Annotated in this window: 26 protein-coding genes; 10 read left to right on the top strand and 16 right to left on the bottom strand. The window is 41.9% G+C overall.

What is annotated here, in order from left to right:
* The first annotated feature begins 643 nt into the window (after positions 1–643).
* Positions 644–931 (top strand): LapA family protein, encoded by a 288-nt coding sequence (locus tag GSY63_RS10665; protein ID WP_166585794.1) that lies wholly within the window; start codon positions 644–646, stop codon positions 929–931.
* Between the two features lie 27 nt (positions 932–958).
* Positions 959–1,846: an NAD(P)-dependent oxidoreductase gene (locus GSY63_RS10660; RefSeq protein WP_166585793.1), complete on the top strand. Its 888-nt coding sequence runs from the start codon at positions 959–961 to the stop codon at positions 1,844–1,846.
* Here the strand turns inward: GSY63_RS10660 and ispE are convergent.
* Positions 1,843–2,646, bottom strand: coding sequence for a 4-(cytidine 5'-diphospho)-2-C-methyl-D-erythritol kinase (gene ispE / locus GSY63_RS10655; RefSeq protein ID WP_166585792.1), 804 nt, complete (start codon positions 2,644–2,646; stop codon positions 1,843–1,845). The two genes, GSY63_RS10660 and ispE, sit on opposite strands and share 4 nt — an antisense overlap.
* Before the next feature lie 180 nt (positions 2,647–2,826).
* Between ispE and GSY63_RS10650 the strand changes: the two genes are divergently transcribed.
* The 4 genes from GSY63_RS10650 to GSY63_RS10635 all read left to right on the top strand — a co-directional run bounded on the left by GSY63_RS10650 (position 2,827) and on the right by GSY63_RS10635 (position 8,723).
* Positions 2,827–3,621, top strand: coding sequence for a thymidylate synthase (locus tag GSY63_RS10650; RefSeq protein ID WP_166585791.1), 795 nt, complete (start codon positions 2,827–2,829; stop codon positions 3,619–3,621).
* A 126-nt stretch (positions 3,622–3,747) separates the two neighbouring features.
* Complete coding sequence (locus GSY63_RS10645) at positions 3,748–4,236, top strand: dihydrofolate reductase (RefSeq protein WP_166585790.1); 489 nt, start codon at positions 3,748–3,750, stop codon at positions 4,234–4,236.
* Positions 4,237–4,350: 114 nt separating this feature from the next.
* Positions 4,351–7,320, top strand: coding sequence for a protein translocase subunit SecDF (secDF, locus tag GSY63_RS10640; RefSeq protein WP_166585789.1), 2,970 nt, complete (start codon positions 4,351–4,353; stop codon positions 7,318–7,320).
* An 86-nt stretch (positions 7,321–7,406) separates the two neighbouring features.
* Positions 7,407–8,723 carry an NAD(P)/FAD-dependent oxidoreductase gene (locus tag GSY63_RS10635; RefSeq protein WP_166585788.1) on the top strand — a complete coding sequence of 439 codons (1,317 nt, stop codon included), beginning with the start codon at positions 7,407–7,409 and terminating at the stop codon, positions 8,721–8,723.
* Between the two features lie 87 nt (positions 8,724–8,810).
* Here the strand turns inward: GSY63_RS10635 and GSY63_RS10630 are convergent, their stop codons facing one another.
* The 3 genes from GSY63_RS10630 to fbaA all read right to left on the bottom strand — a co-directional run bounded on the left by GSY63_RS10630 (position 8,811) and on the right by fbaA (position 10,896).
* Positions 8,811–9,239: a GNAT family N-acetyltransferase gene (locus GSY63_RS10630; RefSeq protein WP_166585787.1), complete on the bottom strand. Its 429-nt coding sequence runs from the start codon at positions 9,237–9,239 to the stop codon at positions 8,811–8,813.
* The gene (locus tag GSY63_RS10625) at positions 9,205–9,717 is read right to left on the bottom strand and encodes a low affinity iron permease family protein (protein WP_166585786.1); all 513 of its coding nucleotides are present in this window, start codon (positions 9,715–9,717) and stop codon (positions 9,205–9,207) included. The genes GSY63_RS10630 and GSY63_RS10625 overlap by 35 nt, the downstream gene beginning before the upstream one ends.
* Positions 9,718–9,816: 99 nt before the next feature.
* The gene (gene fbaA, locus GSY63_RS10620) at positions 9,817–10,896 is read right to left on the bottom strand and encodes a class II fructose-bisphosphate aldolase (protein WP_166585785.1); all 1,080 of its coding nucleotides are present in this window, start codon (positions 10,894–10,896) and stop codon (positions 9,817–9,819) included.
* A gap of 200 nt (positions 10,897–11,096) precedes the next feature.
* Here fbaA and accD point away from each other — a divergent pair, with 200 nt between their 5' ends.
* Complete coding sequence (gene accD, locus GSY63_RS10615) at positions 11,097–11,942, top strand: acetyl-CoA carboxylase, carboxyltransferase subunit beta (RefSeq protein ID WP_166585784.1); 846 nt, start codon at positions 11,097–11,099, stop codon at positions 11,940–11,942.
* Between the two features lie 181 nt (positions 11,943–12,123).
* Here the strand turns inward: accD and GSY63_RS10610 are convergent, their stop codons facing one another.
* From GSY63_RS10610 to glmM, 3 genes are all read right to left on the bottom strand, one after another.
* Positions 12,124–12,678, bottom strand: coding sequence for a hypothetical protein (locus GSY63_RS10610; RefSeq protein WP_166585783.1), 555 nt, complete (start codon positions 12,676–12,678; stop codon positions 12,124–12,126).
* Positions 12,679–12,805: 127 nt separating this feature from the next.
* Positions 12,806–13,942 (bottom strand): cysteine desulfurase family protein, encoded by a 1,137-nt coding sequence (locus GSY63_RS10605; protein WP_166585782.1) that lies wholly within the window; start codon positions 13,940–13,942, stop codon positions 12,806–12,808.
* A 101-nt stretch (positions 13,943–14,043) separates the two neighbouring features.
* Complete coding sequence (gene glmM, locus GSY63_RS10600) at positions 14,044–15,432, bottom strand: phosphoglucosamine mutase (protein ID WP_166585781.1); 1,389 nt, start codon at positions 15,430–15,432, stop codon at positions 14,044–14,046.
* 114 nt (positions 15,433–15,546) lie between these two features.
* On the opposite strand from glmM, the gene GSY63_RS10595 reads away from it, so the two are divergent.
* Both GSY63_RS10595 and GSY63_RS10590 read left to right on the top strand, forming a co-directional pair.
* On the top strand, positions 15,547–16,119 hold the full coding sequence (locus GSY63_RS10595) for a phosphatase PAP2 family protein (protein ID WP_166585780.1): 573 nt from the start codon (positions 15,547–15,549) through the stop codon (positions 16,117–16,119).
* Positions 16,116–16,823 (top strand): ZIP family metal transporter, encoded by a 708-nt coding sequence (locus GSY63_RS10590; RefSeq protein ID WP_166585779.1) that lies wholly within the window; start codon positions 16,116–16,118, stop codon positions 16,821–16,823. Before GSY63_RS10595 ends, GSY63_RS10590 begins: the two co-directional genes overlap by 4 nt.
* Here GSY63_RS10590 and GSY63_RS10585 read toward each other — a convergent pair whose 3' ends face one another.
* The 9 genes from GSY63_RS10585 to GSY63_RS10545 all read right to left on the bottom strand — a co-directional run bounded on the left by GSY63_RS10585 (position 16,824) and on the right by GSY63_RS10545 (position 22,879).
* Positions 16,824–17,270, bottom strand: a complete 447-nt coding sequence (locus GSY63_RS10585; protein ID WP_166585778.1) for a MarR family winged helix-turn-helix transcriptional regulator — start codon at positions 17,268–17,270, stop codon at positions 16,824–16,826.
* Between the two features lie 35 nt (positions 17,271–17,305).
* Positions 17,306–17,467, bottom strand: a complete 162-nt coding sequence (locus GSY63_RS10580; protein ID WP_166585777.1) for a DUF5522 domain-containing protein — start codon at positions 17,465–17,467, stop codon at positions 17,306–17,308.
* Complete coding sequence (locus tag GSY63_RS10575; protein ID WP_166585776.1) at positions 17,467–18,405, bottom strand: MBL fold metallo-hydrolase; 939 nt, start codon at positions 18,403–18,405, stop codon at positions 17,467–17,469. The genes GSY63_RS10580 and GSY63_RS10575 overlap by 1 nt, the downstream gene beginning before the upstream one ends.
* Complete coding sequence (coaE, locus tag GSY63_RS10570; protein WP_166585775.1) at positions 18,402–19,001, bottom strand: dephospho-CoA kinase; 600 nt, start codon at positions 18,999–19,001, stop codon at positions 18,402–18,404. Before coaE ends, GSY63_RS10575 begins: the two co-directional genes overlap by 4 nt.
* Positions 19,001–19,948, bottom strand: a complete 948-nt coding sequence (locus GSY63_RS10565; RefSeq protein WP_166585774.1) for a CdaR family protein — start codon at positions 19,946–19,948, stop codon at positions 19,001–19,003. The genes coaE and GSY63_RS10565 overlap by 1 nt, the downstream gene beginning before the upstream one ends.
* A 77-nt stretch (positions 19,949–20,025) precedes the next feature.
* Positions 20,026–20,352, bottom strand: coding sequence for a preprotein translocase subunit YajC (yajC, locus tag GSY63_RS10560; RefSeq protein WP_166585773.1), 327 nt, complete (start codon positions 20,350–20,352; stop codon positions 20,026–20,028).
* Positions 20,353–20,361: 9 nt separating this feature from the next.
* Positions 20,362–20,802, bottom strand: coding sequence for a DUF1573 domain-containing protein (locus GSY63_RS10555; protein ID WP_166585772.1), 441 nt, complete (start codon positions 20,800–20,802; stop codon positions 20,362–20,364).
* Positions 20,803–20,806: 4 nt separating this feature from the next.
* Entirely contained in the window at positions 20,807–21,754 is a 948-nt protein-coding gene (nusB, locus tag GSY63_RS10550) for a transcription antitermination factor NusB (protein ID WP_166585771.1), read from the bottom strand.
* 36 nt (positions 21,755–21,790) lie between these two features.
* On the bottom strand, positions 21,791–22,879 hold the full coding sequence (locus GSY63_RS10545; RefSeq protein ID WP_166586210.1) for a Glu/Leu/Phe/Val family dehydrogenase: 1,089 nt from the start codon (positions 22,877–22,879) through the stop codon (positions 21,791–21,793).
* Between the two features lie 244 nt (positions 22,880–23,123).
* Between GSY63_RS10545 and GSY63_RS10540 the strand changes: the two genes are divergently transcribed.
* Positions 23,124–24,908 (top strand): ABC transporter ATP-binding protein, encoded by a 1,785-nt coding sequence (locus GSY63_RS10540; RefSeq protein ID WP_166585770.1) that lies wholly within the window; start codon positions 23,124–23,126, stop codon positions 24,906–24,908.
* The last annotated feature ends 11 nt before the right edge of the window (positions 24,909–24,919 follow it).

Here is a 24,919-nt window from a genome sequence, read left to right as displayed (position 1 = left end):
CATCGTTTGTAGTCCCCAATCGAATTGTTCGATCTCGCGTCAATAAACCCAATTTCCCCAATAAGGCTTAGTGTATAAGTACGTTCGTAATAAATTTCTCAAAAACTACTCTCAGAATCTATGAAACAGCACTTTAAAACACCAAAATATTCATAAATTCAAATAGATAATTTTATTATAAACAATTAACAATCAATTATATAGTTAATTTAAAAAAACCATTACTTTAAATAAAATAACTTATCTCAAATAACAAAATCTAATATTTTTAGCATTTGTTTGTTATTAAATAAAAAATACATTATATATACTTATATATCAATATTTTAAATACACTTAATTAAAGTAAATTTATTTTTTGAGTTTCTTGGAATGGAGCGAAGAGTTGGTGTAATGAACAAACACTTTAAGCAAATATTAAAAGTGTTTAACGTTGTAAAAAAGTTGCGCAGATCAAATATTTTTGTGCAATCTTAAGCGACCTATATTTAACTTAAATGAAATAAAGCGGTAAATCTTTTGCTTTTGTATACGCTTTTCCCCTTTCCTATGTTGCAATTTTAAACCCGTACCCTGGCAACAAAAGCAGCTTTTACAGGTTGTTAAAAAAGTGCATCTTTAGTATCAGAAGTAAAAATATACCATGAGAATATCTACCATAATAGGCATCGTTATTACAGTTCTGCTAACCGTTATTATTATGCAGAATACCGAGCCCGTAAAATTCACAATTCTGTTTACAGATGTGTTTTTGCCCAAAGTGGTTTTACTGGCCGGCTTTTCAATAGTTTCATTCCTGTTGGGAATATGGGTTGGCAGACCGCGCAAGGTAAAACGGTTTTCTGATTACGACCACGAACACGACGAAGGTTCGGACATACGCCCACCTTCCGGCACCCTGAGCGACGAAGACAGAGATTACATCAGCTAATAGCTACATTACCCAATTCACTACACTATGAAAACTACTATTGGATTTATCGGCCTCGGTAACCTAGGTACCCCTATTGCCAAAAACCTGATAGCCGCTGGTTACCATCTTCAGGTTTACAACCGTACACTTTCAAAAATCGACGAGCTCGATCAGACATCGATAACCAAATGCGGTTCTCCGGCCGAAGCCGCCAAAAGTGTAAATTTTATTATAACTGTTTTGGCCAATGATGCCGTGTTGAGACAAACCGTTGTCGGCGATGAGGGTATTTTAAAAACACTACCCCTGAATGCCATTCATATTTCCATGAGCACCATTGCTCCAGACACAGCCGAGGAACTTGCCGACCTACACAAGCAAGCGGGCAACAGCTACCTGGCTTCACCGGTTTTTGGCAGACCTGATGCCGCGGCGGCAAAAATGCTTTGGACATGCATCTCCGGAGAAGCGGAAGTTAAAGAAGCAGCAAAGCCAATACTCGAATGCACAAGCAGGGAGGTAATTGACTTTGGCGAAAAAGTTGGCTCGGCAAACGTGGTTAAAATAAGCGGTAACTTCATGATCCAGGCATCAATGGAGATGATGGCCGAAGCCTACACTATGGCCGAGAAGTTTGGAGTAGACCGCGGCATCGTGGCCGAGTTTTTTGGCAACACCTTATTTAATGCCCCGATATTTAAAAGCTACGGAAAAGCTATCGCGGAGAAAAAATATGAACCCGTCGGTTTTACAACCGAGTTGGGATATAAAGATGCCAGCCTGGTGTTGAAACTTTCGCAGCAAAGTAAAACTCCTATGCCCTTTGCCAATATTATTCACAATCGCTTACTGGTTACCATAGCAAAAGGCCGCACCGGCGCCGACTGGGCAGAGGCCTTCGGCAAAGGAGTAACGGACGACGCTGGAGTCTAAACATTATAGAAAACACTGCTCTTTGCTTCGAGATGTTCAAGCGGGGGCAGTGTTTCAAATATCCCGAACACCGAAGCACCGCTCCCACTCATACTTGCGTACAAAGCACCTGCGTCATAAAGCGCTTGCTTTACCTCACCTATCAAAGGATATTTCGGGATCACCGTTTTTTCGAAATCATTTTTAATTCTGTCTCTCCATTGGGCGACCGGTAGTTTGATCAACTCTTTTAGCGACTCGGCAGATGGCTCTGCTTTTACTCCACTGTAAGCATCGGCAGTAGACACATGCACCGGAGGCATCACCAAAACAATTACATATTTACTCAGGTCTAATTCCAATAGTTCAAACTGATCACCTTTGTCGAAAGCGTAAACCGGGTCATTCTCAATGAAGAATGCACAGTCGGCACCAAGCTTGCGTGCGTAGTTCTGCATGTCTTCAACAGAAAGTTTGAGATCAAACTGATGATTGATCAGCTTGATAAAAAAAGCAGCATCGGCCGAACCTCCGCCAAGGCCGGCCCCTATCGGAATGTGCTTATGAAGATGAATTTTCAGCGGCGGAAGCTCGAAGTCTGAATTAACGAGCTCATAAGCTTTGATACAGAGATTGTTTTCCTTGTCGCCCGGTATAGTTATCCCGGAAGAAGAAAAACTTAACTGAGGGGCTGTAATAGCCTCTAAAGCGTCTTTAATTTTTACAGGGTAAAAAATAGTCTCCAAATTGTGGTAGCCATCTGGCCGTTTGGTAACAATATTTAACCCGATATTAATTTTGGCGTTAGGAAAAACGATCATAAACTTATTAACAGTTGTGCTATATTATGCACAACTGTAGGATGTCAAATTTAGATTATTTTTCTTTGCGTTTGGGGGATTGTTGAATAGTTGATTAGTTGAGTGAGTTGATTAAGTTTTAATCTGCTACTAATAAACTGAATCAACTCAATCAATTACCCGCTTAATCAACTAATAAAAATGAAGCAATATCTCGATCTGATGCAGCATGTGCTGGATAACGGCACGCAAAAACACGACAGGACAGGAACAGGGACGATTAGCGTGTTTGGCTATCAGATGCGATTTAATCTGCAGGATGGTTTTCCGTTGGTGACCACCAAGAAACTCCACCTCAAATCCATCATTCATGAACTGATCTGGTTTTTGAGCGGCGACACCAATATCAAATACCTTAAAGATAACGGCGTGCGCATTTGGGACGAGTGGGCTGATGCCGAGGGCAACCTTGGTCCGGTTTATGGATACCAGTGGCGTTCGTGGCCTACACCAGATGGCGGACACATAGATCAGATCAGCCAACTGATCGAAATGATCAAAAAGAATCCGGATTCACGCCGCCTTATTGTTTCGGCCTGGAACGTGGCTGATGTTAATCAAATGGCGCTGCCGCCATGCCATAGCCTGTTTCAGTTTTATGTATTAGATGGAAAGCTATCGTGCCAGCTTTATCAACGTAGCGCCGATATATTTTTGGGTGTACCTTTTAATATCGCCTCTTACGCCTTACTTACCATGATGATAGCCCAGGTATGCGACCTACAGCTAGGCGACTTTATCCACACCTTCGGCGATGCACATATCTACAACAACCACCTCGAACAGGTTAAACTACAACTAAGCCGCGAACCACGCCCGCTGCCAACCATGAAGATCAATCCGGAGGTTAAAGACATCTTCAGCTTTAAGTTCGAGGATTTTGAATTAGAGAATTACGATCCGTGGCCGCATATTAAGGGGGCGGTAGCAGTATAAGCTAATTTAATTGTATTATCTTAGCCAACCGTCATTGCAAGATACGAAGCAATTCTAACTAGCAGAGCAGTTTTGTAAAGTTCGGGGATTGCTTCATACCTCGCAATGACGTTAAGGATTTAATTAATGAGTCAATACATTACTATAGTGGTTGCGATTTCGCAAAACCACGCCATAGGCAAAGACAATAAGTTGCTATGGAATCTCCCTAAAGACCTTAAACACTTTAAGGATATTACTACCGGACACACCGTGATTATGGGGCGCAAAACGTATGAGTCTGTGGGTAAACCGCTACCTAAGCGTCGCAACATTATTATCACCAGACAAAGTATCACGATTGAGGGTTGCGAAGTGGTGAGCTCTATCGAAAACGCGTTGGCTTTATGTGCCGATGAAGAAGAAGTGTTCATCGTTGGCGGCGCCGAAATTTATCGTCAGGCTATGCATTTAACTAATCGCATCTATTTAACTATAGTAAAAAAAGATTTTGAGGCCGATAGCTTTTTCCCGGTTATTGATGAAAAAGAGTGGAAAATAACCGAACAGGAGGACTTTGAGCCGGATGAAAAAAACAATCTCCCCTTCTCATTTATTACCCTCGAGCGCCGATAACACGGTAGCTGTTTTTTTGTTTCAATTAAAATTTTACGGTAAAAAAATATTATTAGATTTGCCGTCTTGTTTAAAATGCTTATAAACTAATTAATTATACATATTTAATACACAATGCAAGGTAAAGGGGTTATTAAGTTTTTCGCCATATTGCTGGCAATTGTATGCTTGTACCAGCTGTCATTTACGTGGGTTACCCGCAAGGTGGAAAGCGACGCCAAAGAGTATGCTAAAGGAAACACAGAAAAAGAAAAGGCGTATTTAGATTCGATGTCATCGCAACCGGTTTACCCGTTGCTAAAACACACCTTCCAATATTGCAAAGAGCGTGAACTAGCTTTGGGTCTCGACCTTAAAGGTGGTATGAACGTTACCCTGCAAGTATCGTTAGGCGATCTGATCAAGCAATTATCAGACAACAACACGGATCCTGCCTTTAACCAGGCGCTATCTAAAGCAGAGATTGACTCTCACACCAATCCTGAAAACTACATTACACTCTTCATTAACGAGTATAATAAGATTGCACCCGATGGTAAACTGGCCCCAATTTTCGCTACTAAAGAAAATCAGGAACACATTAAATTCAACTCAAGCAATAGCGATGTTGAAAAATACCTGAAAGATCAAGCCAACACTGCCGTTACCCAAACTTATAACATCCTTACTACGCGTATCGATAAATTTGGTGTAACTGCACCAAACATTCAATTGCAGGAAGGTACCAACCGTATTTTGGTTGAATTGCCAGGTGTAACTGAAAAAGACCGCGTGCGTAAGCTATTACAAGGTTCTGCAAAACTGGAGTTCTACGAAACTGCTGAAAATGCTGAAGTAGCACCATTGCTGAACAACATTAACAGTTTGTTAGCCGCTAAAATCAAATCTCCGGCTAAAGACACTGCAAAAGCAACAGATTCAACTACTCTTGCTGCTAAGAAAGATACTACCAAAGGTTCTTTATTAAGCAAGGTTCAGAAAAGTACTGCTAAAGATACCAGCGCATTAGGTAAAACACAGGCTGCTGCACAAAACCCATTATTTGCGGTTTTAGCTCCTTCTATTTACCAAGGTCCTAACGGACAAGCTCAATATGGCCCAGGCCCTGTTGTTGGCCGTGCCTCACAACTTGACACTGCTAAAATTGACGGTTTCCTGCGTTTACCGGAGGTAAAATCAATCATTCCTCAGAACCTTAAATTTTTATGGAGCGTTAAGCCTATCGAAAAATCAAAGGTATTTGAATTATATGCTATCAAACTTTCTGGTGCTAACAATGGCCCGGTTTTAACAGGCGAGGTTATTACAGATGCAAACGCAGATGTAAACCAATCGCAAGGTGGTTTTGAGGTTACTATGGATATGAGCTCTGAAGGCGCAAGCAAATGGAGAGAAATCACCGCTGCTGCTGCCGGAAACGCTACAGACCCTAACGATAACCGATCTATCGCCATCGTTTTAGATGATAACGTAGTATCTGCTCCACGTGTAAACGGTGAGATTGCAGGTGGCCGGTCATCTATCTCTGGTAACTTTACTCAAGAAGAAACAAAAGATTTAGCCAACATATTAAAAGCTGGCCGTTTACCTGCTCCTGCACGTATCGTTGCAGAAGACGTAGTAGGTGCCTCTTTAGGTGTTGAAGCAATCCACGACGGTTTGATGTCATGTCTGATCGGCTTAATCGTGGTATTGGTGTTTATGATTGCTTACTACAACCGTGCAGGTACTGTTGCGGTGGTAGCGGTATTCATCAACGTATTCTTCCTGATGGGTGTGTTAACCAACATTGGTGCTGTATTAACCCTTCCGGGTGTTGCGGGTATCGTGTTGATATTAGGTATCTCGGTGGATGCGAACGTATTAATTTACGAACGTGTGCGTGAAGAGATGGCTTTAGGTAAATCGTTACGTTTATCTATCGAAGATGGTTTTAAACACGCTTTATCTTCAATCTTAGACTCTAACATCAGTACGTTTATTACTGGTTTAATCCTATTCATTTTCGGTACCGGCCCTGTACAAGGTTTTGCTACTACGTTAATGATTGGTATCGTTACTTCATTATTCTGTTCATTACTGATCTCTCGTTTGATCTTCGAATGGATGTTAGGTAAAGGCTGGGATATCAAATTCTCAAACCCATGGAGCAATCATACCTTTAAAGGCGCTAACTACGCGTTTGTTAAAAACCGTTTCCGTTTCTACGCTTTCTCTGGTATTTTCATCCTTGCGGGTATTATCTCTATGTTTACACGTGGTTTTAGCTACGGTGTTGATTTCCGCGGTGGCCGTACCTATGTAGTACGTTTTGACAAAGAAACTGATGTAGAAAATGTACGTAGTGCCTTAACTGCTACTTTTGGTGAAGGTAAAACTATCCTTAAAACTTATGTAGATAACAAAAATCAGGTTGGTATTACTACCGACTACATGATTGACGATAACACCACTACAGGTGACGGTAAAGTAGAGGCTACCTTACGTAGTTCGTTAACCAAGGTTAACCCTAGCTTCCAGATTGTAAGTCAGCAAAAGGTTGGTCCAACCATAGCAAACAGTATCAAAACTTCAGCTATCTGGACCGTTATCTTCGCTATCCTGGTGATCTCGGTTTACATCCTGATCCGTTTCCGCAGATGGCAGTTCAGCTTAGGTGCGATGATCGCAACAGCTCACGATGCCTTGCTGGTACTATCGTTCTTCTCGTTATTCTATGGTTATTTACCGTTCTCGTTAGATATCGATCAAAACTTCATCGCTGCCATACTGACAGTAATTGGTTACTCTATTAACGACACGGTGGTTGTATTTGACCGTATCCGCGAGTTCTTAGACCAAAATAAAGGCAAAAACGAAGATCAAGAGGTGGTTATCAACCGCGCTATCAACAGTACATTAAGCCGTACCATTATCACCGCTTTAACGGTAGTATTTGTGTTGGTTGTATTGTTTATATTCGGTGGCGACGTTATCCGCGGTTTCTCGTTCGCATTATTGATCGGTGTGTGCTTCGGTACTTACTCGTCGATTTGCGTAGCTACTCCAGTTATCGTGGACTTTGGAAAAAAACACCTGAAATAAGAATAATTTCAACGTAAATAAAAAGGCTCCAAAGAACATTTGGAGCCTTTTTTGTTATATCACTTTATAAAACTTTACATTAAGTTATGGCTACAACAGAGCAATCAAAATTTCCAAAAGTAGTAATTATCGGTGGTGGCTTTGGCGGCATAGAGGTTGCCCGTAAGCTTGCCAACGAGCCGGTAGAGGTACTGATGCTTGATAAGCATAATTATCATGTTTTTCAACCACTGCTTTATCAGGTAGCAACAGGTAGCCTCGAGTCTGAATCTATTGCGTTCTCTATCCGCAAAAACTTCGACGATCAGAAAAACTTCACCTTCCGTATTGCAGAAGTTACCTCCATAAATACCGATAAAAATACGATTGATACCACTATTGGTGAAATGGCATACGACTATTTGGTTGTAGCAACCGGCTCTACCACCAATTTCTTCGGCAATAAAGACATAGAACATTATGCTATGCCAATGAAAAGCATACCGGAAGCGCTTAATCTGCGCTACCTGATATTGCAGAACCTGGAGGAAGCGGTGTTAGCTAAAACTCACGAAGAGCGCGAAGAGTATCTAAACTTCGTACTAGTAGGTGCCGGCCCTACCGGTGTTGAACTTGCAGGCGCTTTGGCCGAATTACGTAACCACGTACTCACCAAAGATTATCCCGAACTAACCAAAGATCAGATGCAGGTTTACCTTGTTGACTTTCTACCGAAAGTTTTAGGCCCCTTTTCCGAGGAGTCCTCAGCTAAAGCCAAAGATTTTCTGGTAAAAATGGGCGTTAAGGTGGAGTTAAACGTTAAGGTGGAGAGTTATGATGGCAAGATCATAAAATTCGCTGACGGGCGCGAAATACGCACTAAAAACGTAATCTGGTCGGCAGGTGTAATGGGGGTTGTGCCCGAGGGAATTTCTAAAGACACCATTGAACGCGGTAATCGCATCCGCACTAATAACATTTGTCAGATTAATGGCCTAACCAACGTATTTGCGATTGGCGACGTTGCTGCGATGATAACCGACGAAACCCCTAAAGGGCATCCGGGTGTAGCCCAAGTGGCTATACAAATGGGCCAGAACGTAGGTAAAAATATTGCCAGCATAATCAATGGCAAACCTACTGAACCATTTAAATACAACGACAAAGGATCATTAGCAACCATTGGCCGCAATAAAGCAGTAGCCGATTTGGGCAAGATCAAATTTCAGGGGTTCTTCGCCTGGCTGATCTGGATGTTTGTTCACCTGGTATCGCTATTAGGCTTCAGGAACAAAGTTGTGGTATTTGTGAACTGGATAATGAACTATATCAATTACAACGGTGGTACGCGCTTAATTTTACGCAGATTTGAACGCGAGGCCCTACCCCACGAGTTCGATAATATGCCGAAAAGTGACGGGTAAGGTTTAATCAGAGAATGAGTGAGTTTTGAATGAAAGAATAAAATTATCATCAAAGATTCGCTCATTCTATCATTCACTCATTCAAAACTATCTCCTAAGCACCATCTTATAATGCTTTATTCCAGCCTCTTCAAACTCCGGTCCGGATTTCTCGAAGTTAAATTTCTCATATAAGCCCACAGCGAGAATTTGTGAGTTGAGGTATACTATTGCATCGTCTTCGGGCAGATCGTTCAACACAGCCTTTACCATAGCCTGTGCAACACCCAGGCCGCGATATCTATCAAGCACGGCAAAACGCTCCAGCTTGTAACCGTTTTCTGTTTTACGCCAACGGGCTGCTCCTGCAGGTTCGCCATCAACGGTCGCCAAAAAATGATTGGAAACTTCATTGTTTTCCATCTCCAATTCCAATGGCACCATTTGCCCTATTACAAATACTTCGTTTCTTATGGCGTAGGCTTTCTCTAAATCGGCCGGATCAATTACTTTTTGGGCTGTTACTACTGGTGTCATTCTTAGTTCCTGAATTCTTATGTCTTCTTGCTGTTTTATTGCGCTGGTTAAATTCGGCAGCGTCTATGGTATGCGTACAGCCTAAATCGTCTTCTTTTTTAGCCAAATCAGAAAGGCGCACGTAGTATTTGTGAATTTGTTCTATTTCTTCTTCACTCAGATCTTCGATATTAACCATGCGGTTACTGGCACCCTCGTGCGAAGCGATCAGTTCGTTCAATTTTAAGTGCACTGCTTTCGAATCCTTGTTCTGCGCCTTTTGGATCAAGAATACCATTAAAAAGGTAATAATAGTAGTACCTGTATTGATCACCAATTGCCAGGTATCTGAGTATTTAAATATCGGGCCGGTTACTGCCCAAACGATGATTACAAGGGTAGCAATTATAAATGCGGCCGAGCTACCGGTGGCTACCGTAGCAGCGTTTGCAAAACGCTCTATAAGGGTAACTCTCTTAATTTTGTGTTTCTTAGACATAGGGGTTAAACACTTATGATGAATATGAGTTCTAAAATACGCATAAAAAAAAACGCCAATGCAAATGCACTGGCGTTTTAATAATTATTCGCTTTAAAATTACAGCTTACTGTTAACGTCTAAGCAGTTAAGATCTGCAAATGCCTGTGTTAAACGCTTTACGAAAGTTTCTTCGCCTTTACGTAACCAAACACGTGGATCATAGTATTTTTTGTTTGGAGAATCATCGCCATCAGGGCTACCGATCTGGCTTTGTAAGTATCCTTCTTTAGCTTTGTAATAATCTTTAATACCTTCCCAGAACGCCCATTGCATATCGGTATCAATGTTCATTTTGATAGCACCGTATGAAATAGCCTCGCGGATCTCTTCCTGAGATGAACCAGAACCACCGTGGAATACGAAGTTGATTGGTTTATCAGCAGCCAAGCCGTGTTTCTTTTTCAAAAACTCTTGTGAGTTATGTAAAATTACAGGTTGTAACTTAACGTTGCCTGGTTTGTAAACACCATGTACGTTACCAAATGCAGCTGCAATAGTAAAACGAGGGCTTACTTTTGATAAGTGCTCATAAGCATAAGCAACTTCTTCTGGCTGAGTATATAAACGAGAGCTATCAACATCGCTGTTATCAACACCGTCTTCTTCACCACCGGTTACACCTAGTTCAATCTCGATTGTCATGCCCATTTTAGACATGCGTTCGAAGAATTTAGATGAAATTTCTATATTCTCTTCGATAGGTTCTTCAGAAAGATCTAACATGTGTGATGAGAACAATGGTTTACCGGTTTCGGCAAAGTGTTTCTCTCCGTAAGTTAACAAACCATCTATCCATGGTAAAAACTTCATGGCAGCGTGGTCTGTGTGTAAGATTACGGCAACACCATAATGCTCTGCTAATAAATGCACGTGCTTTGCAGCAGAAACGGCACCTAAAATACAAGCCTCCAGTTTTGAATTATCTAATGATTTACCGGCGTAAAACTGCGCGCCGCCATTTGACAATTGAATGATAACCGGTGAGTTAACAGCTTTTGCCGTTTCCAAAACCGCGTTAATAGAATTGGTACTGATTACGTTAACAGCAGGCAATGCAAACTGGTGCTTTTTAGCTGCTTCGAACAGTTCCTGCACCTGGTCGCCGTGCAGTACTCCTTTATAATTCTTTAAGTCCATTACAATTTTATTTGACGCCGAAGTTATAAAATTTATTGATTAAGCGATTATGTATCTTGATATTATCCTGTACAAACTACACTATGTTGCATAAAGTATACCTTTTTGCTATAGTATTTTTAAAATTCAACAGTATATCAAACAATTAAGTGAGTTAATTTTTTTGTTTCTTTGCACTTACTACTAAACAAGGAATATCAATGGCGTGGTTTAAACGTGAATCAAAAGGAATAATAACTACTACCGAAGAAAAAAAGGAAGCTCCGGATGGTATCTGGAATAAGTGCCCGAACTGCAAAAAACCATTACACTATACAGAACAGGTTGAAAATCAATATGTATGCCACTATTGCGGCTATCATTTACGTATTGGTTCGGCCGAATATTTTTCTGTTTTGTTTGATAATAATGAGTTTACCGAGCTGTTTGCCGACCTGCGTTCTGGCGACCCACTTCACTTTGTTGATACTAAAAAGTACACAGACCGATTAAGAGACACCCAAGCAAAAACCGGTTTAAAAGATGCTATCCGCGCTGCGCATGGCAAAATCGGTGGTGAAGATATTATGATTGCCTGTATGGATTTTAACTTCATCGGTGGTTCTATGGGTTCTGTGGTGGGCGAAAAGATAGCCCGCTCGATAGATTACAGCATCCAAAACAAAGTGCCTTTTCTGATGATCTCAAAATCGGGTGGTGCGCGTATGATGGAAGCTGCTTTCTCTCTGATGCAAATGGCTAAAACATCGGCTAAGCTGGCTTTACTGTCTCAGGCACGTGTACCTTATATCTCTTTACTAACCGACCCAACAACTGGCGGTGTAACCGCATCTTACGCAATGTTGGGTGATATTAACATTGCCGAGCCTGGCTCTCTGATTGGTTTTGCGGGCCCAAGGGTTATTAAAGAAACCATCAAAAAAGACTTACCTAAAGGTTTCCAGACTGCAGAGTTTGTGCAGGAACATGGTTTCCTAGATTTTATTGTAGATCGCAGAGAAATGAAGGAGAAATTAGCTTCGTTTCTGAAAATGATGAAAAATTAGGTATCATCATTTCATCATCGCAAGGAACAAAGCAATCCCAAGCTTGAAGAACCGCTCTACATATCGGGGATTGCTTCGTACCTCGCAATGACGCGGTGAGAAATAAAACACAAAAAGGCTGTTATCAATCGATAACAGCCTTTTTACTTTAGGCCTAAATCTCACGACTTTGGCTAAGAACTTATATACCTTCTGTGCCTGGCTCGTGACCAGTCATGCGTCCTGTTGTACGGCCATGCGAACGGCTTTCGAAGTCGGTTTTAGCATGACCAACAGACGGAAACTCATGCGGTGCTGGTGGCGTTACGTCATTTTGCTCGCTGTATGATGCATCGCTTTCGGCATGATCCGGGCGGGTCGGCTCTTCGGCAGGATACAAAGCATCCTCTTTACTTGCCTCTTCCTCATCAGGTGTTTCGTTCGGATGAAAGTCGGGCTCCGGTGAATCAACGTCATCCTCATCGCTGTTCGTTACTGCGGCAATTTGGTCTTTATCACCGGAGTCCTCGATCAGATCATCGTCCTCATCCAAATCTACATCATCCAGGTCCTCATCATCAAACTCGGTATCATCCTCATCCAAATCTACATCATCCAGATCGTCGTCATCATCAATCAGATCGTCGTCGTCGTCAGGATCAGGCGTAGCTACGCTTTGAAAACGTCCATAATTTATCTCGTCAGTTCTATACTGATTATCCCTTTCATTAAGGAATGTGTCATTAAAAGCTGCCATAATCTTCGTTGTTTTGGTTTTTATAATAAACCTCTCGGGCTGCGGGATTGTTTTTTGAAAAACAACAAAAAAGCACAACCCTTTGCAGAATTGTGCTTTAATAATAGCGGTATAACTTAACTATCCTTTAGGCGTTCACCAGGCAGATTTCGCGTATTTTGTTTACAGTATAATCGATCTCCTCTTTTGTTGTGTTCTTAGAGAAAGAGAAACGCACTGCAGGCCTGTCTGGGTTAGCTCCAATAGCATTAAGCACATGTGAGCCAATGTTGGTACCCGAACTGCATGCACTACCACCAGAGGCAGAAATGCCCGCAATATCAAGGTTAAATAACAACATGTCGGCCATTTCCATTTCTGGGAATGATACATTCAGTACCGTATAAAGACTCTTTTCCGGGTTTGTTTCGCCATTAAAGTGAATACCTGGTACTTGTTGTTTCAAACTTTCCATCATATAGGTTTTAAGGCCTTGTATGTGGTTCTGGTGTTCGGCCATATCTGCGTAAGCCATATCCAAAGCTTTGGCTAATCCTGCAATGCCATAAATATTTTCGGTACCACCACGCATATTACGCTCCTGCGCACCACCGTAAATCATTGGGTTGATTTTAACCTTATGGCTGATATATAAAAAGCCTACGCCTTTGGGGCCATGCAGCTTATGGGCAGAGCATACCATAAAATGCACTTTAAGCTTGCTCAGATCATGTGGATAATGTCCGGCAGTCTGCACAGTATCGCAATGATAAATTGCATTATACTGCTCGCAAAGCTCCCCTATACGTTCAATATCGTTAAGCGTACCCAATTCGTTATTGGCATGCATGATAGATACCAGGCTGCGCTCGTTCTCCTGCAATAATTTTTCGAGGTGCGCGTAATCAACTTCACCTCTCTGATCAACATCAACAAAGCTTAATTTAATTAATCCGGCCTTCTCCATTGCTTCTAAAGTATGCAACACGGCATGGTGCTCTAATTTGCTGGTAATAGCGTGTTTTAGCCCATAATCCATAATTCCGCAACGGATAGCCATATTATCGGCCTCGGTGCCACCAGAGGTAAAGAAAATCTCAGCAGGCGACGTATGCAGCAATGTAGCCACAGTACGACGTGCTTTTTCTAACAATGAGCGCGCCTCTCGGCCATGTGCATGTATCGACGAAGGATTACCAAAGTGGCTTTCCATTACTTTGTACATTTCTTTTAGCACCTCCGGATCCATCGGAGTAGTAGCGGCATTGTCTAAATAAACGCGCATTTTAATTTAGTGATTTGTTAATCTTCATGGTTCATAGTTGATAGATCATAGTTCATGGCCGAAGAGTTCTACTATGAACTATCGGCTATGAACTATGAACCCTATCGGATTTGCAATATTTCTTTAATATCGTCAATTATCTTGTTAGCCAGGCTATTTGCTACCTGTTCTGAACTTGCTTCAGAATAGATGCGGATAATGGGCTCGGTGTTGGAGCGTCTTAAGTGCACCCACTCTTTGTCGAATTCAATTTTTAGCCCATCGATAGTGCTATGTGGCTGCTTTTTGTATTTTTCTTCTACTTTTAACAACAGGGCATCAATATCCATTTCTGGTGTTAAGGTGATTTTGTTTTTAGAGATGAAGTAGCTTGGGTAAGTACCGCGCAAAACTGACACCGATTTGCCAAACTTAGCCAAGTGGGTTAAGAATAAAGCTATACCAACCAAAGCATCTCGACCGTAGTGCAACTCCGGATAAATAACCCCACCATTGCCTTCGCCACCAATTACAGCATTGGTTTCTTTCATTTTATTAACTACGTTAACCTCACCTACAGCAGCGGCTTCGTATACACCACCAGCTTTCTCGGTAACGTCGCGCAGCGCACGGGTTGACGAAAGATTTGAGACGGTATTGCCAACAGTATGCTTCAATACATAATCAGCTACAGTAACCAGGGTATACTCTTCGCCAAACATGTTACCATCTTCAGATACAAAGCAAAGACGGTCAACATCAGGGTCAACAGCAATACCTAAGTCCGCCTTTTTGCTTATCACCTCTTGCGATAAAGTTCTCAGGTTTTCGGGTAATGGCTCCGGGTTATGCGGAAACTTACCATCGGGTTCGCAGTAAAGTTCGTGCACTGTTTTTACACCCAACGCTTTTAACAAAGCCGGTATAAAAATACCTCCTGTTGAGTTAACGCAATCAATAACAATTTTAAAATCGGCTTTGGCAATTGCGACCTTATCAACCAAAGGCAAGGCCAATACAGCGTCGATATGCTTTTGCAGGTAAGTGTCGTCAACAGTAACCGTACCCAGATCGTTTACATCTGCGTAGTCGAAATCACTGTTCTCTGCAATATCGAGCACTTCTTTACCGTCGGCATCGCTAATAAACTCACCATCGGCGTTTAATAACTTTAACGCATTCCATTGTTTAGGGTTGTGACTCGCCGTGATAATAATACCACCGGCCGCCTGTTCTCCCGGAACCGCCACTTCAACGGTTGGTGTGGTGCTCAAGCCAAGGTCGATAACATCGATACCTAAGCCTTGCAGCGTACCTATAACCAAGTTATTTACCATGCTACCCGAAATACGGGCATCACGGCCTACAACAATCTTTTCTAAACCCGACTGTTTAACAGCCCACGATCCGAACGCTGATGTAAATTTTACTATATCTAAAGGGGTTAAGCCCTCTCCCACCTTTCCGCCTATTGTTCCGCGTATTCCTGAAATCGATTTTATTAGTGTCAAAACGCTTTTTTTATTTGACGGCAAAAATACAACAATTGGGCGATAGTAAGTAAGGTTAACAACTGTTTTACACCCCGGCGATAATGGCTATATTTGCGAACCTGTTAAAATCCAATGCCCGAACATTTGTTACAGCTCGACCGGTTTTTGTTCCATTTTGTAAATCACGATCTGAGTAATCCGTTTTTCGACTGGATAATGCCCTGGTTGCGCAATCCTAAATTCTGGATCCCCCTGTATGCCTTCATTTTAGGTTTCAGCATCTGGAAATATAAAAAGCAAGGTATAATTATCATTTTGTTACTCGTTGCCACTGTTGGCGTTGCTGATTTTACCAGCGCCACACTGATTAAAAATGTGGTAAAACGGGTTCGCCCCTGTAACGATCCAGCCGTTAAACCAACGGATATAAACCCGGTTGGTTGTGGTACAGGCTATAGTTTTCCATCTACTCACGCAACAGATCATTTTGCAATGGCACTCTTTCTAATATTGGTGTATTGTAAAAAATGGCGATGGATTTGGTTTTGGGCTATTTTATGGGCGGGGCTTGTTAGCTTTGCCCAGGTTTACGTAGGTGTGCACTATCCTATTGATGTTACCGCCGGAGCAATCTATGGTTCGTTGATAGGTATTGGATTTGCATTACTACACAAAAAGCTTCAACCCGCATTTTACACAACATGATCTGGAAATCGCTTTTATTGTTCTTTGCTGCCTTTTTAGGGGGCATGTCTGTTTTCTTTTTTAAAGGCGATAACCACAAACAGTTGAGATTAATCCTCTCGTTCAGTGGGGCCTATTTGTTTGCGATAACCGTTTTGCATCTCATTCCCGATGCCTATCATGGTAATGATAACCTCGTGGGCGTGTTTATACTGGGAGGATTTTTGTTCCAGATTGTTTTAGAGCAGTTTTCTGACGGGATTGAGCACGGCCACATGCATGTGCATGAAGAAGCCGCCTTTCCGGTCGGCATTATGGTTAGCCTTTGCTTACACGCATTTTTAGAGGGCATGCCTCTGGCTCAAGGCCAGCAAAACCAGTTGGTGTTCGGTATTGCCTTACATCATATCCCAGCAGCCTTTGCGTTAGGTACCGTTTTGCTTAGCAATAAGCAAAGCAAAAACTCCACCATATTCTTTATTGTACTGTTTGCTATAATGGCCCCAGCGGGCTTCTTTTTTAGCGAGGCGCTAAGCAATGGCAATATTGGTAACCTGCAGCATTACTTCAACCGAATTATGGGTGTGGTTATCGGTATCTTTTTGCACATATCAACCACCATACTATTTGAAGCAGGGCCCGATCATAAGTTTAACAGGCGCAAACTAATAGCAGTATTATTGGGCGTAGGAATAGCTTTAGGTGGCTTTCTGACAGAGTTATAGTTAACCCCTCATTTTATCAAGCAAGCCGCTTAACGTACGGGCTTCATCTTCAGTAAGGTTTTCCTGGATCATATCGCTGGTTTTAACCTCTTTGTCCATTTTGCAAAGGATGGCCAGGCCTTCTTCATTGATCAGGATATCTACCGCGCGACGATCTTTATTATTAGTGCAGCGCGAAACCAAACCTTTTTGAACCAAACGATCTACAATACGCGATGCGTCAGACATCTTATCAATCATCCGTTCCTTCAACAAATTGATGGTAGCCGGCTTAGGGTGCTGACCACGTAGGATGCGCAGAATGTTAAATTGCTGGCTGGTTAAATTGTATTGCTCGAAATGATAGCGTAAAAGATTATTAAGCCATCCATAGGTATAATTAAGATTTACGACTGCACGGTGGTAATCGTCTTCAAACTTACCTTGTATCTCTTCATCTATTTGCATACTCTACTCTAAAATAAAAAAACTGCCCAATATGTTTATTTATTTTTTTCCTGCTTGGCGGGCTTCTCTCGTCCATAATCCCAAGGGCAGTGCAGGCATTTATTTTTACAACAATATCCCCTTTTTAAATGATACTCACGGGTGAATACAAAATTACCATCCTCGTTGATATAATAATCAATATTGGGTTGTAACATCAGTTTAAAATTTTTACAAAAATAGCATTCCCGAAGTAATTTTTCAGATGCTTCCCATCGCCGTGTAAGGTCCAGATCTGTTGGGGATCAGTCTGTTTTACGGCTTCTAAAATATCATTCCAGTCAGCATGGTCTGATATGTATAATGTATCCTGAAGGTTTACCTGTAAATTTTTCCACCCCGAAGCAAATAGCCTTTTCACACCATCTGCGCGGATATAACTGTTAAAGGTAAACGGCGGCACAATGTAAACAAACTCTTCCTGATTTTTCATTAATTTTCTACCATAAATTTGATAAGGGCCTAACTTATACCCGCTTTGCTCATAAATTGTATTGAGCGGCATTATCTTATGGTGTACTAATATCTTCTTCTGCGGCGTATATTCGTTGATCATCGCTATCAGGCGCTGGCTTTTACCCAAACCATAGGCACCCAGCATGATATTCATCTTAATATCGTTCAGCTTTTTAATCTCGGCCACTGGATCAGGGTGTGTTACGGCGGGATTAGCAAAGGTACTCTCGGTTATCAACACATCGGATTTATGCCATTCTATAGGCTCGCAGGTGGGGTCCGTCTGGAGTTTAAAGTCGCCCGTGTATAAGTAACTTGTGCCATCGTACTCCATCAATATCATAGCCGAGCCCAGCATGTGGCCTGCTGACATGAACGTGAGCTTCACCCCCTTTATCATAAACGATTGATGCCAACCAGTTATGTTAAATGCCTTGGCCGCACTTTTACCATACCGCAATTGCATAAATGCCATTGTGGGTTCAGTACAATACACCTCGGCATTGCCGCTAACGGCATGGTCAGCATGGGCATGTGATATTACAGCCACAGCCACTGGGTGTTGTGGGTCTATATAGAAATCGCCGTAAGGGCAATAAATACCCTTATCGTTAAGGTAAATAAAATCGTCGAGTATCATTTGGTATTGGCTAGCGCTAAAAATTGTTGATGCAGCGCCAGCACTTGTGGTATAACTAATTCAGAATCGTCATTTTTAATGCTGAAGTCGGCCAGTTTAAGCTTTTCTTCTTCTGACATCTGACGGGCATCGCGGCTTTTGGCTTCGTCCATGGTAATATGATCACGTTCTGTTACGCGCTGCATCCTTATCTCAAATGGGGCAGTAACAATCAGGCTGTAATCGCAGAGTTTGTAAGAACCGCTCTCAAACAATATTGCAGCTTCCTTAATCACATACGGAACATCTGCATATGCCTTTACCCAGCTATCAAAAGCTCTGAATGTGGCTGGATGTACCAATGCATTAAGCTTAGCCAACTCGGCAGGATCATTAAAAACCTTACCCGCAATGTATTTACGGTTAAGCGAGCCATCTTCAAAATAGGCTTCGTTACCAAACGTTTCTTTAATACCCGCAATTAGCGGGGCGTCATTGGTCATTACTGATTTCGCGGCCGTATCGGCAGAAAACACCGGCACACCAAGTATCTCAAACACCTTGCTCACGGTGGTTTTACCGCTGCCAATATTACCGGTGAGGCCTATCTTCAACATTACTTTTTAACAATAAAATCTATGTTCTGAGGTTCTATCTTCACTATTTTACAAAACGGCGGTATGCGTGCCAGCTTTACAGGTAATACAGTATAATTCCTATCACTCCAAAGCGCGAGATCAGCAGTCGCTTCAAAGAAATCTTCGTCTAGCTCCGGATACTTGGTAAGCGACGTTGTAAAAGTAACTTTGACCTTCGCCGGAAAGATCTTTACGTCGTAATAATGCACATTACCAATAAGCTTTACGGGTATATCCAATGTCTTTTCGGTAAACTCGTCAACCGGAATTTGCACCTGTACCGCTTTGGGATAAATACTAAGATTGGCCTCATGCACCGGTTGAAGATTTACTTTGGTATTTACAGTTTCATTAATACCTTTTAATTTCAACGAGTCGGTATTCCAAACCTTGATCTTATCGATGACATTGCTGGGGCCGCTAAGAGTAACATAAGAAGGTTTAATAATCACATTGTCAGACAGCGCGAACTGTTGCTGATAATTAACATCCAATATCAGCTTTACAGGCACACGTTTGGTACTGCGGTTAGTAAAGTCAAAATATAGAGTATCAGGATCAAAACTAATGATCTTTTGATCGGGATCTTTACGCCGGTTAATTTGGTCCAACTGGCTGTTAAGGGCAATAAAATTCTTGCTTTCTAACGAATGCAGATCAATGTTAACGCGCTTATCAACTGGTTTAAATTTGGAAAAAAACATATCCCATCCAGTGCCCTGCACCATCACATCAACGGTGTCTGATTGGAGTGCTCTGAAAGCACGTTTTTGCGGCATGTTATTGTAAACCAGCAAACGTTTAACCTTGTAATTATAGTTATTGGTAAGCGTGGTAAGCATCCAGGCTAAAGTAGCTAACACCAGGCAGGTAATAAATGCCGAAACACGCCTGCGCTCTGATGTTGATAGTTTTACAATTGCCATTGGATGATGTATTATTTAAATTAAAATGCCGCTCAATTAATACAACTGAACGGCATTTTATATAAAAAAGCTTGCTTTTATGCCTTTACAGCCGGTGGAGTATTTAACGCTTTCGATGCATCTAATGATATAGAAGATTTATCGAATTTGATTTTAACGCCATTATCAACTTCTACTGAAAAAGTTGTTTCGCCGATTTCTGCAATTTTACCATGTATACCAGCTGTGGTAACTACTTTGTCGCCTTTTTTCAGCTCGTCAACATATTTCTTTTGATCTTTTTGCTTTTTCATCTGCGGACGGATCATAAAGAAGTAAAATACTACGATGATCAGTACCATAGGGATCAATGACCCTAAATTACCAAAACCGCCTGCAGCTTGTAATAGAATTGTTGCTATCATTTTTGTTTATTAATTACTTGTTGGATTGGTAACATCACCAATCAGGTGTACCCTTGTTTCGGCAGGGTTTGTATTAGCTGTAAGCGTTATTTGCTTGTCTTGCAAGCCCATTTTGCCAGCGCTATTAAAAGTCACTTTGATTACACCACTTGCTCCCGGGGCAACTGGTGCCTTAGGAAATTCGGGTTTAGTACAGCCACAGGTGGCTGTTGCGTTGGTGATAATTAATGGCGATTTACCGGTATTGGTAAACTTAAAATCATAGTGCACCAGGTCACCTGCTTTAATTTTGCCAAAGTCGTGCGTTTCGCGCTCAAACTTCATTACCGGAAGCTGCCCTGCGGGTACACTTGCCGTTGCGGTGCTATCACCGGTGTTAGTTGTTGATTTAGCGGGGTCACAAGCAGTCAACATTCCGACTGCAATAATGCCTAAAAAAACTTTCTTCATGTACTTATTCAATTAATCCTCTGCCGGTTTTACGGATTCTGTTTTCGGCTTTTAATTCAAATAAAATTTTGTCCAATATACCGTTTATAAACGAATTGCTTTTAGGTGTACTAAATTCCTTGGCTATCTCCAGATATTCGTTAATAGTTACTTTAACCGGCACCGAGGTAAAGTTAATAAATTCGGCAATGGCCATTTTCATTAACAAAGTATCCATCATGGCAATACGCTCGGGCTCCCAATTTTGGGTTTTGGCGCCTATAAGTTCCTGGTATTCGTCGTTATGTCTAATTGTTTGCTCAAACAGTTCAACAATAAAATCGCGGTCGTCTTCCCAGTTGCCGGTAATTTCGGCCAGCTTGTTTTTAGATGGTTGATCGAATGAGAAGTTTTTGAATGTTTTGGCGATCAGCGCTTGCAATACATCTTTATCAACCGGCCATACAATAAATTTATCCTCAAAAACCTGCTCGGCAAGAGACGATTTAAGGATTACTTTTTTGAAAATAAATTTGATGATGTCTTTATCCGTTTGGATGGTATCGTCTTTAAACTCCAGGTATTCGGCATACTCTGGTGAGTTTTTAAGGATAGTGAACAGCGCTTTTGAAAGTTCCGGATCAAAACTCCATGATACTTTATACCTCTTAACGGCTGCGATATAATCGCCATTTTGCTGTAGTGATGTTAAGAAGCGGTTTTCTGTGATCTTAAGGTTGGGTTTTAGATCGTCGGCAGTAGGCAGGTACTTGTTGGCACGCTCCTCGGCGTCTGTTACGGCATGGTTTGCCACTTCAGCTATCAGCGATAGCATCCATACGTACATTTCATAAACCTTGTCTATGCTCTGCAGCAAACCTTTTTCGTGTAATTTTAGGTCTTTTTTGTCTGTTTGGTAATAAGCATATAAAGCTTGTAATACTTTTACCCTAAGGTGCCTTCTGTTTAGCATTGAATAAGAACGATTTTGGGCAAAGCCCGTGTTATATTAATATGATGATTTAATTCTTCTGATGTCTGTGATGCGCTTTTCGGCCATTTTGTTAGCAGCTTCTATAGTGCTTATGTTCTCAGCTTTAGATAGTTTTAGTATGTTGCGGGTAGCGTCGTAAATATTCTCAGTTAACTGCAGGCTACGTTTTTTGCTGAAACCAGCCAGTTCCGAGTAGCAATTGATCAATCCTCCGGCGTTTATCACGTAGTCGGGGGCGTATAAAATCCCTTTTTCCAACAACATATTGCCATGAATGGTTTCGTCTTCGAGCTGATTATTTGCCGAACCCGCAATAATCGCACATTTAAGTTTACCTATAGTACTAGTATTAACCGTGCCACCTAAAGCGCATGGCGCGTAAATATCAGCGCTCAAATCAAAAATGGTGTGATTAGCTACCGGCTGGGCACCATATTTTTTTGCTATCTGTATTACCCGTTCTTCGTTAATGTCACTTACATAAACCTTGGCATTCTCTTCGCGAAGCAGTTTAACCAGGTTTTCGCCTACGCTGCCTATCCCCTGCACTATTACAGATTTACCTGCCAGGCTATCGCTTCCATGCAACTCCCTTACCGAAGCCTTAATACCCATAAACACCCCTCTGGCTGCTATAGGCGTTGGGTCGCCGCTACCGCCCATGCTTTCGGGCACACCCGTCACATGTTCTGTTTCCATGCGGATATATTCCATATCCTTTGGATTGGTGCCCATATCTTCGGCTGTAATAAATTCGCCGTTTAAGTTTTTTATAAAGCGTCCGAACCTGCGCATCAGCGCCTCTGACTTATCCTTACGCGGATCGCCAATGATAACCGCACTACCACCACCCAGGTTTAAACCCGACATGGCAGCTTTATAAGTCATGGCTTTAGACAGGCGCAAAACATCTTTCAAAGCATCCGTTTCTGTTTTGTAAGCCCACATACGTGTACCACCGAGCGCAGGCCCTAGCGTAGTATTGTGTATAGCGATAATTGCCTTTAAACCGGTATCGGTGTCATTACAGAAAACTACCTTTTGATGACCGAACGCGCTTAGAAGGTCAAAAATTGTATTAGGAGAAGTATCCGTCGATAACATTGCGTTCGGTGGTGAATGAGTTTGCGTACAAAAATAGCGGTTTTTTTCCATTGTGACAAAAGTTAATTAGTCCTGAAATAAGTAAGCGCTATCTTAAAAAAATCATTCCAATCCAATCTTACACACTTTCGGACTTAACCTCACCGCTTCTTCTTTTGAATTGCAAACAGCATAGCGTACTTTTGAGCTTTCGGCAAGTTCGGTTTAGGGACTTTCCGTCTACCAGACATACGGACTATTTATAATGAAAGATCTTGCCTACCTCAATAAATACTTTTATAAATATCGCTGGTACTTTGGTCCGGGTATTTTATTCGTAATTATATCCAATATTTTTGGTGTGCTGCCTGCGCAGGTTATCCGCGTGGCGTTTGATCTTGTTACCGAAAACATTGCCATCTATCGCCTTTATTCAGGTTTTAACAAACAAAATCTTATTTACGACATATTTGGTTCAAGCCTGCTGCTGTTCGGTGTATTGGTATTGGTGCTTGCATTGCTTAGGGGTATGTTCCTATTCTTTATGCGGCAAACATTAATCTTGATGTCGCGGCATATTGAATACGACCTTAAAAACAAGATCTACCAGCACTATCAGGAACTTTCATTAGCCTTCTATCGCCGTCACAGCACCGGCGACCTGATGAACCGCGCTACCGAGGATGTAAGCCGCGTGCGGATGTACTTAGGCCCGGGTATTATGTACACTGCCAATACCGTTGCCGTGTTTGTATTAACAGTGAGTATGATGCTTACCGTTAATGTACGCCTAACCTTATTTTCTGTGTTTCCGCTACCAATATTGGTGCTTATTATCTATTATGTAAACAGCATCATCAATTTCCGAAGCGAAAAGATACAGGAACGACTGTCTGCACTTTCCAGCTTTGTCCAGGTTACATTTTCGGGCATCAGGGTTATCAAATCATACGTGCGCGAAGATTTTATACGTGACAGCTTTACTGCCGAAAGCAATAGTTATAAGACGCATTCTATGGCGCTGGTTAAAGTACAGGCCATGTTTTATCCGCTTATGCTGCTGCTTATTGGTGTAAGCAATATTATTATCATGTACGTTGGTGGCGTTGAGGTAATGAAGGGAACAGTTACCCCGGGCAACATTGCCGAGTTCATTGTATATCTTAACCAGCTTACCTTCCCGGTTATTGCATTGGGCTGGGTTACTTCGTTAATACAGCGCGCTGCAGCCTCACAAAAACGGATCAATGAGTTTTTGCATGAGAAATCGGAAATTATTTCGACCGGTCCAGCTCACCTCGTAAGCGGACAGGTTGTGTTTGACAATGTATCTTTCACCTATCCAGAAACCGGTATACAGGCATTAAAATCTGTTTCGTTCAGGGCTAAACCAGGCGAAATGGTAGCGATTATTGGCCGTACCGGCTCTGGAAAATCAACTATTGCAAACCTTATTATGCGAATGTATGACGTGGACAACGGCAGCATTTTAATAGATAACAAAGCCGTGGATCAGATCGATCTGGAAAACTATCGTTCGCAAATTGGTTTTGTACCCCAGGAGGTATTCTTGTTTTCGGACACTATTGGCCGAAATATTGCTTTTAGTGCCGATGTAATGGATCAGCCACGGGTTGAGCAGGCCGCTAAAGACGCAGCTGTATATGGCAATATCATTGAATTTGAAGAAGGCTTCGACACCATGATCGGCGAGCGAGGTATTACTTTATCCGGCGGACAAAAGCAGCGTGTATCAATCGCAAGGGCCATATTTAAACAGCCGCAAATCTTGATTTTTGACGATTGCCTTTCGGCTGTTGATACACGTACAGAGGAAGAAATTCTGAACAATATGGGGCAGATTATGAACGGTAAAACGAGCATTATCATTGCCCACCGTATATCGACGATTAAAAATGCTGATCAGATTTTGGTGCTAGATCAGGGGGAGATTATTGAACGCGGCAACCATGATTTCCTGATGCAACAAAAGGGCGCGTACTTCGATCTTTATGAAAAGCAATTGCTGGATGAACAAGAAAACGCATAATATCCACTAAC

The sequence above is a fragment of the Mucilaginibacter agri genome, from assembly GCF_009928685.1.
GTDB classification, from domain to species: domain Bacteria; phylum Bacteroidota; class Bacteroidia; order Sphingobacteriales; family Sphingobacteriaceae; genus Mucilaginibacter; species Mucilaginibacter agri.
Note: the sequence above shows the minus strand (reverse complement) of the source record. Positions and strands in the feature narration are given on the sequence as shown.

Coding starts and splice junctions, on each gene's coding strand:
- GSY63_RS10660 (WP_166585793.1), top strand. CDS start 959: ATGAAAACTACTATTGGATTTATCGGCCTCGGTAACCTAGGTACCCCT.
- GSY63_RS10650 (WP_166585791.1), top strand. CDS start 2,827: ATGAAGCAATATCTCGATCTGATGCAGCATGTGCTGGATAACGGCACG.
- GSY63_RS10575 (WP_166585776.1), bottom strand. CDS start 18,405: ATGATACTCGACGATTTTATTTACCTTAACGATAAGGGTATTTATTGC.
- GSY63_RS10540 (WP_166585770.1), top strand. CDS start 23,124: ATGAAAGATCTTGCCTACCTCAATAAATACTTTTATAAATATCGCTGG.
- GSY63_RS10625 (WP_166585786.1), bottom strand. CDS start 9,717: ATGTCTAAGAAACACAAAATTAAGAGAGTTACCCTTATAGAGCGTTTT.
- GSY63_RS10605 (WP_166585782.1), bottom strand. CDS start 13,942: ATGCGCGTTTATTTAGACAATGCCGCTACTACTCCGATGGATCCGGAG.
- GSY63_RS10565 (WP_166585774.1), bottom strand. CDS start 19,948: ATGGCAATTGTAAAACTATCAACATCAGAGCGCAGGCGTGTTTCGGCA.
- GSY63_RS10580 (WP_166585777.1), bottom strand. CDS start 17,467: ATGTTACAACCCAATATTGATTATTATATCAACGAGGATGGTAATTTT.
- coaE (WP_166585775.1), bottom strand. CDS start 19,001: ATGTTGAAGATAGGCCTCACCGGTAATATTGGCAGCGGTAAAACCACC.
- nusB (WP_166585771.1), bottom strand. CDS start 21,754: ATGCTAAACAGAAGGCACCTTAGGGTAAAAGTATTACAAGCTTTATAT.
- GSY63_RS10630 (WP_166585787.1), bottom strand. CDS start 9,239: ATGACACCAGTAGTAACAGCCCAAAAAGTAATTGATCCGGCCGATTTA.
- GSY63_RS10645 (WP_166585790.1), top strand. CDS start 3,748: ATGAGTCAATACATTACTATAGTGGTTGCGATTTCGCAAAACCACGCC.
- secDF (WP_166585789.1), top strand. CDS start 4,351: ATGCAAGGTAAAGGGGTTATTAAGTTTTTCGCCATATTGCTGGCAATT.
- GSY63_RS10590 (WP_166585779.1), top strand. CDS start 16,116: ATGATCTGGAAATCGCTTTTATTGTTCTTTGCTGCCTTTTTAGGGGGC.
- GSY63_RS10635 (WP_166585788.1), top strand. CDS start 7,407: ATGGCTACAACAGAGCAATCAAAATTTCCAAAAGTAGTAATTATCGGT.
- GSY63_RS10545 (WP_166586210.1), bottom strand. CDS start 22,879: ATGTTATCGACGGATACTTCTCCTAATACAATTTTTGACCTTCTAAGC.
- fbaA (WP_166585785.1), bottom strand. CDS start 10,896: ATGGACTTAAAGAATTATAAAGGAGTACTGCACGGCGACCAGGTGCAG.
- GSY63_RS10610 (WP_166585783.1), bottom strand. CDS start 12,678: ATGGCAGCTTTTAATGACACATTCCTTAATGAAAGGGATAATCAGTAT.
- yajC (WP_166585773.1), bottom strand. CDS start 20,352: ATGATAGCAACAATTCTATTACAAGCTGCAGGCGGTTTTGGTAATTTA.
- GSY63_RS10585 (WP_166585778.1), bottom strand. CDS start 17,270: ATGCAAATAGATGAAGAGATACAAGGTAAGTTTGAAGACGATTACCAC.
- accD (WP_166585784.1), top strand. CDS start 11,097: ATGGCGTGGTTTAAACGTGAATCAAAAGGAATAATAACTACTACCGAA.
- GSY63_RS10555 (WP_166585772.1), bottom strand. CDS start 20,802: ATGAAGAAAGTTTTTTTAGGCATTATTGCAGTCGGAATGTTGACTGCT.
- GSY63_RS10665 (WP_166585794.1), top strand. CDS start 644: ATGAGAATATCTACCATAATAGGCATCGTTATTACAGTTCTGCTAACC.
- ispE (WP_166585792.1), bottom strand. CDS start 2,646: ATGATCGTTTTTCCTAACGCCAAAATTAATATCGGGTTAAATATTGTT.
- GSY63_RS10595 (WP_166585780.1), top strand. CDS start 15,547: ATGCCCGAACATTTGTTACAGCTCGACCGGTTTTTGTTCCATTTTGTA.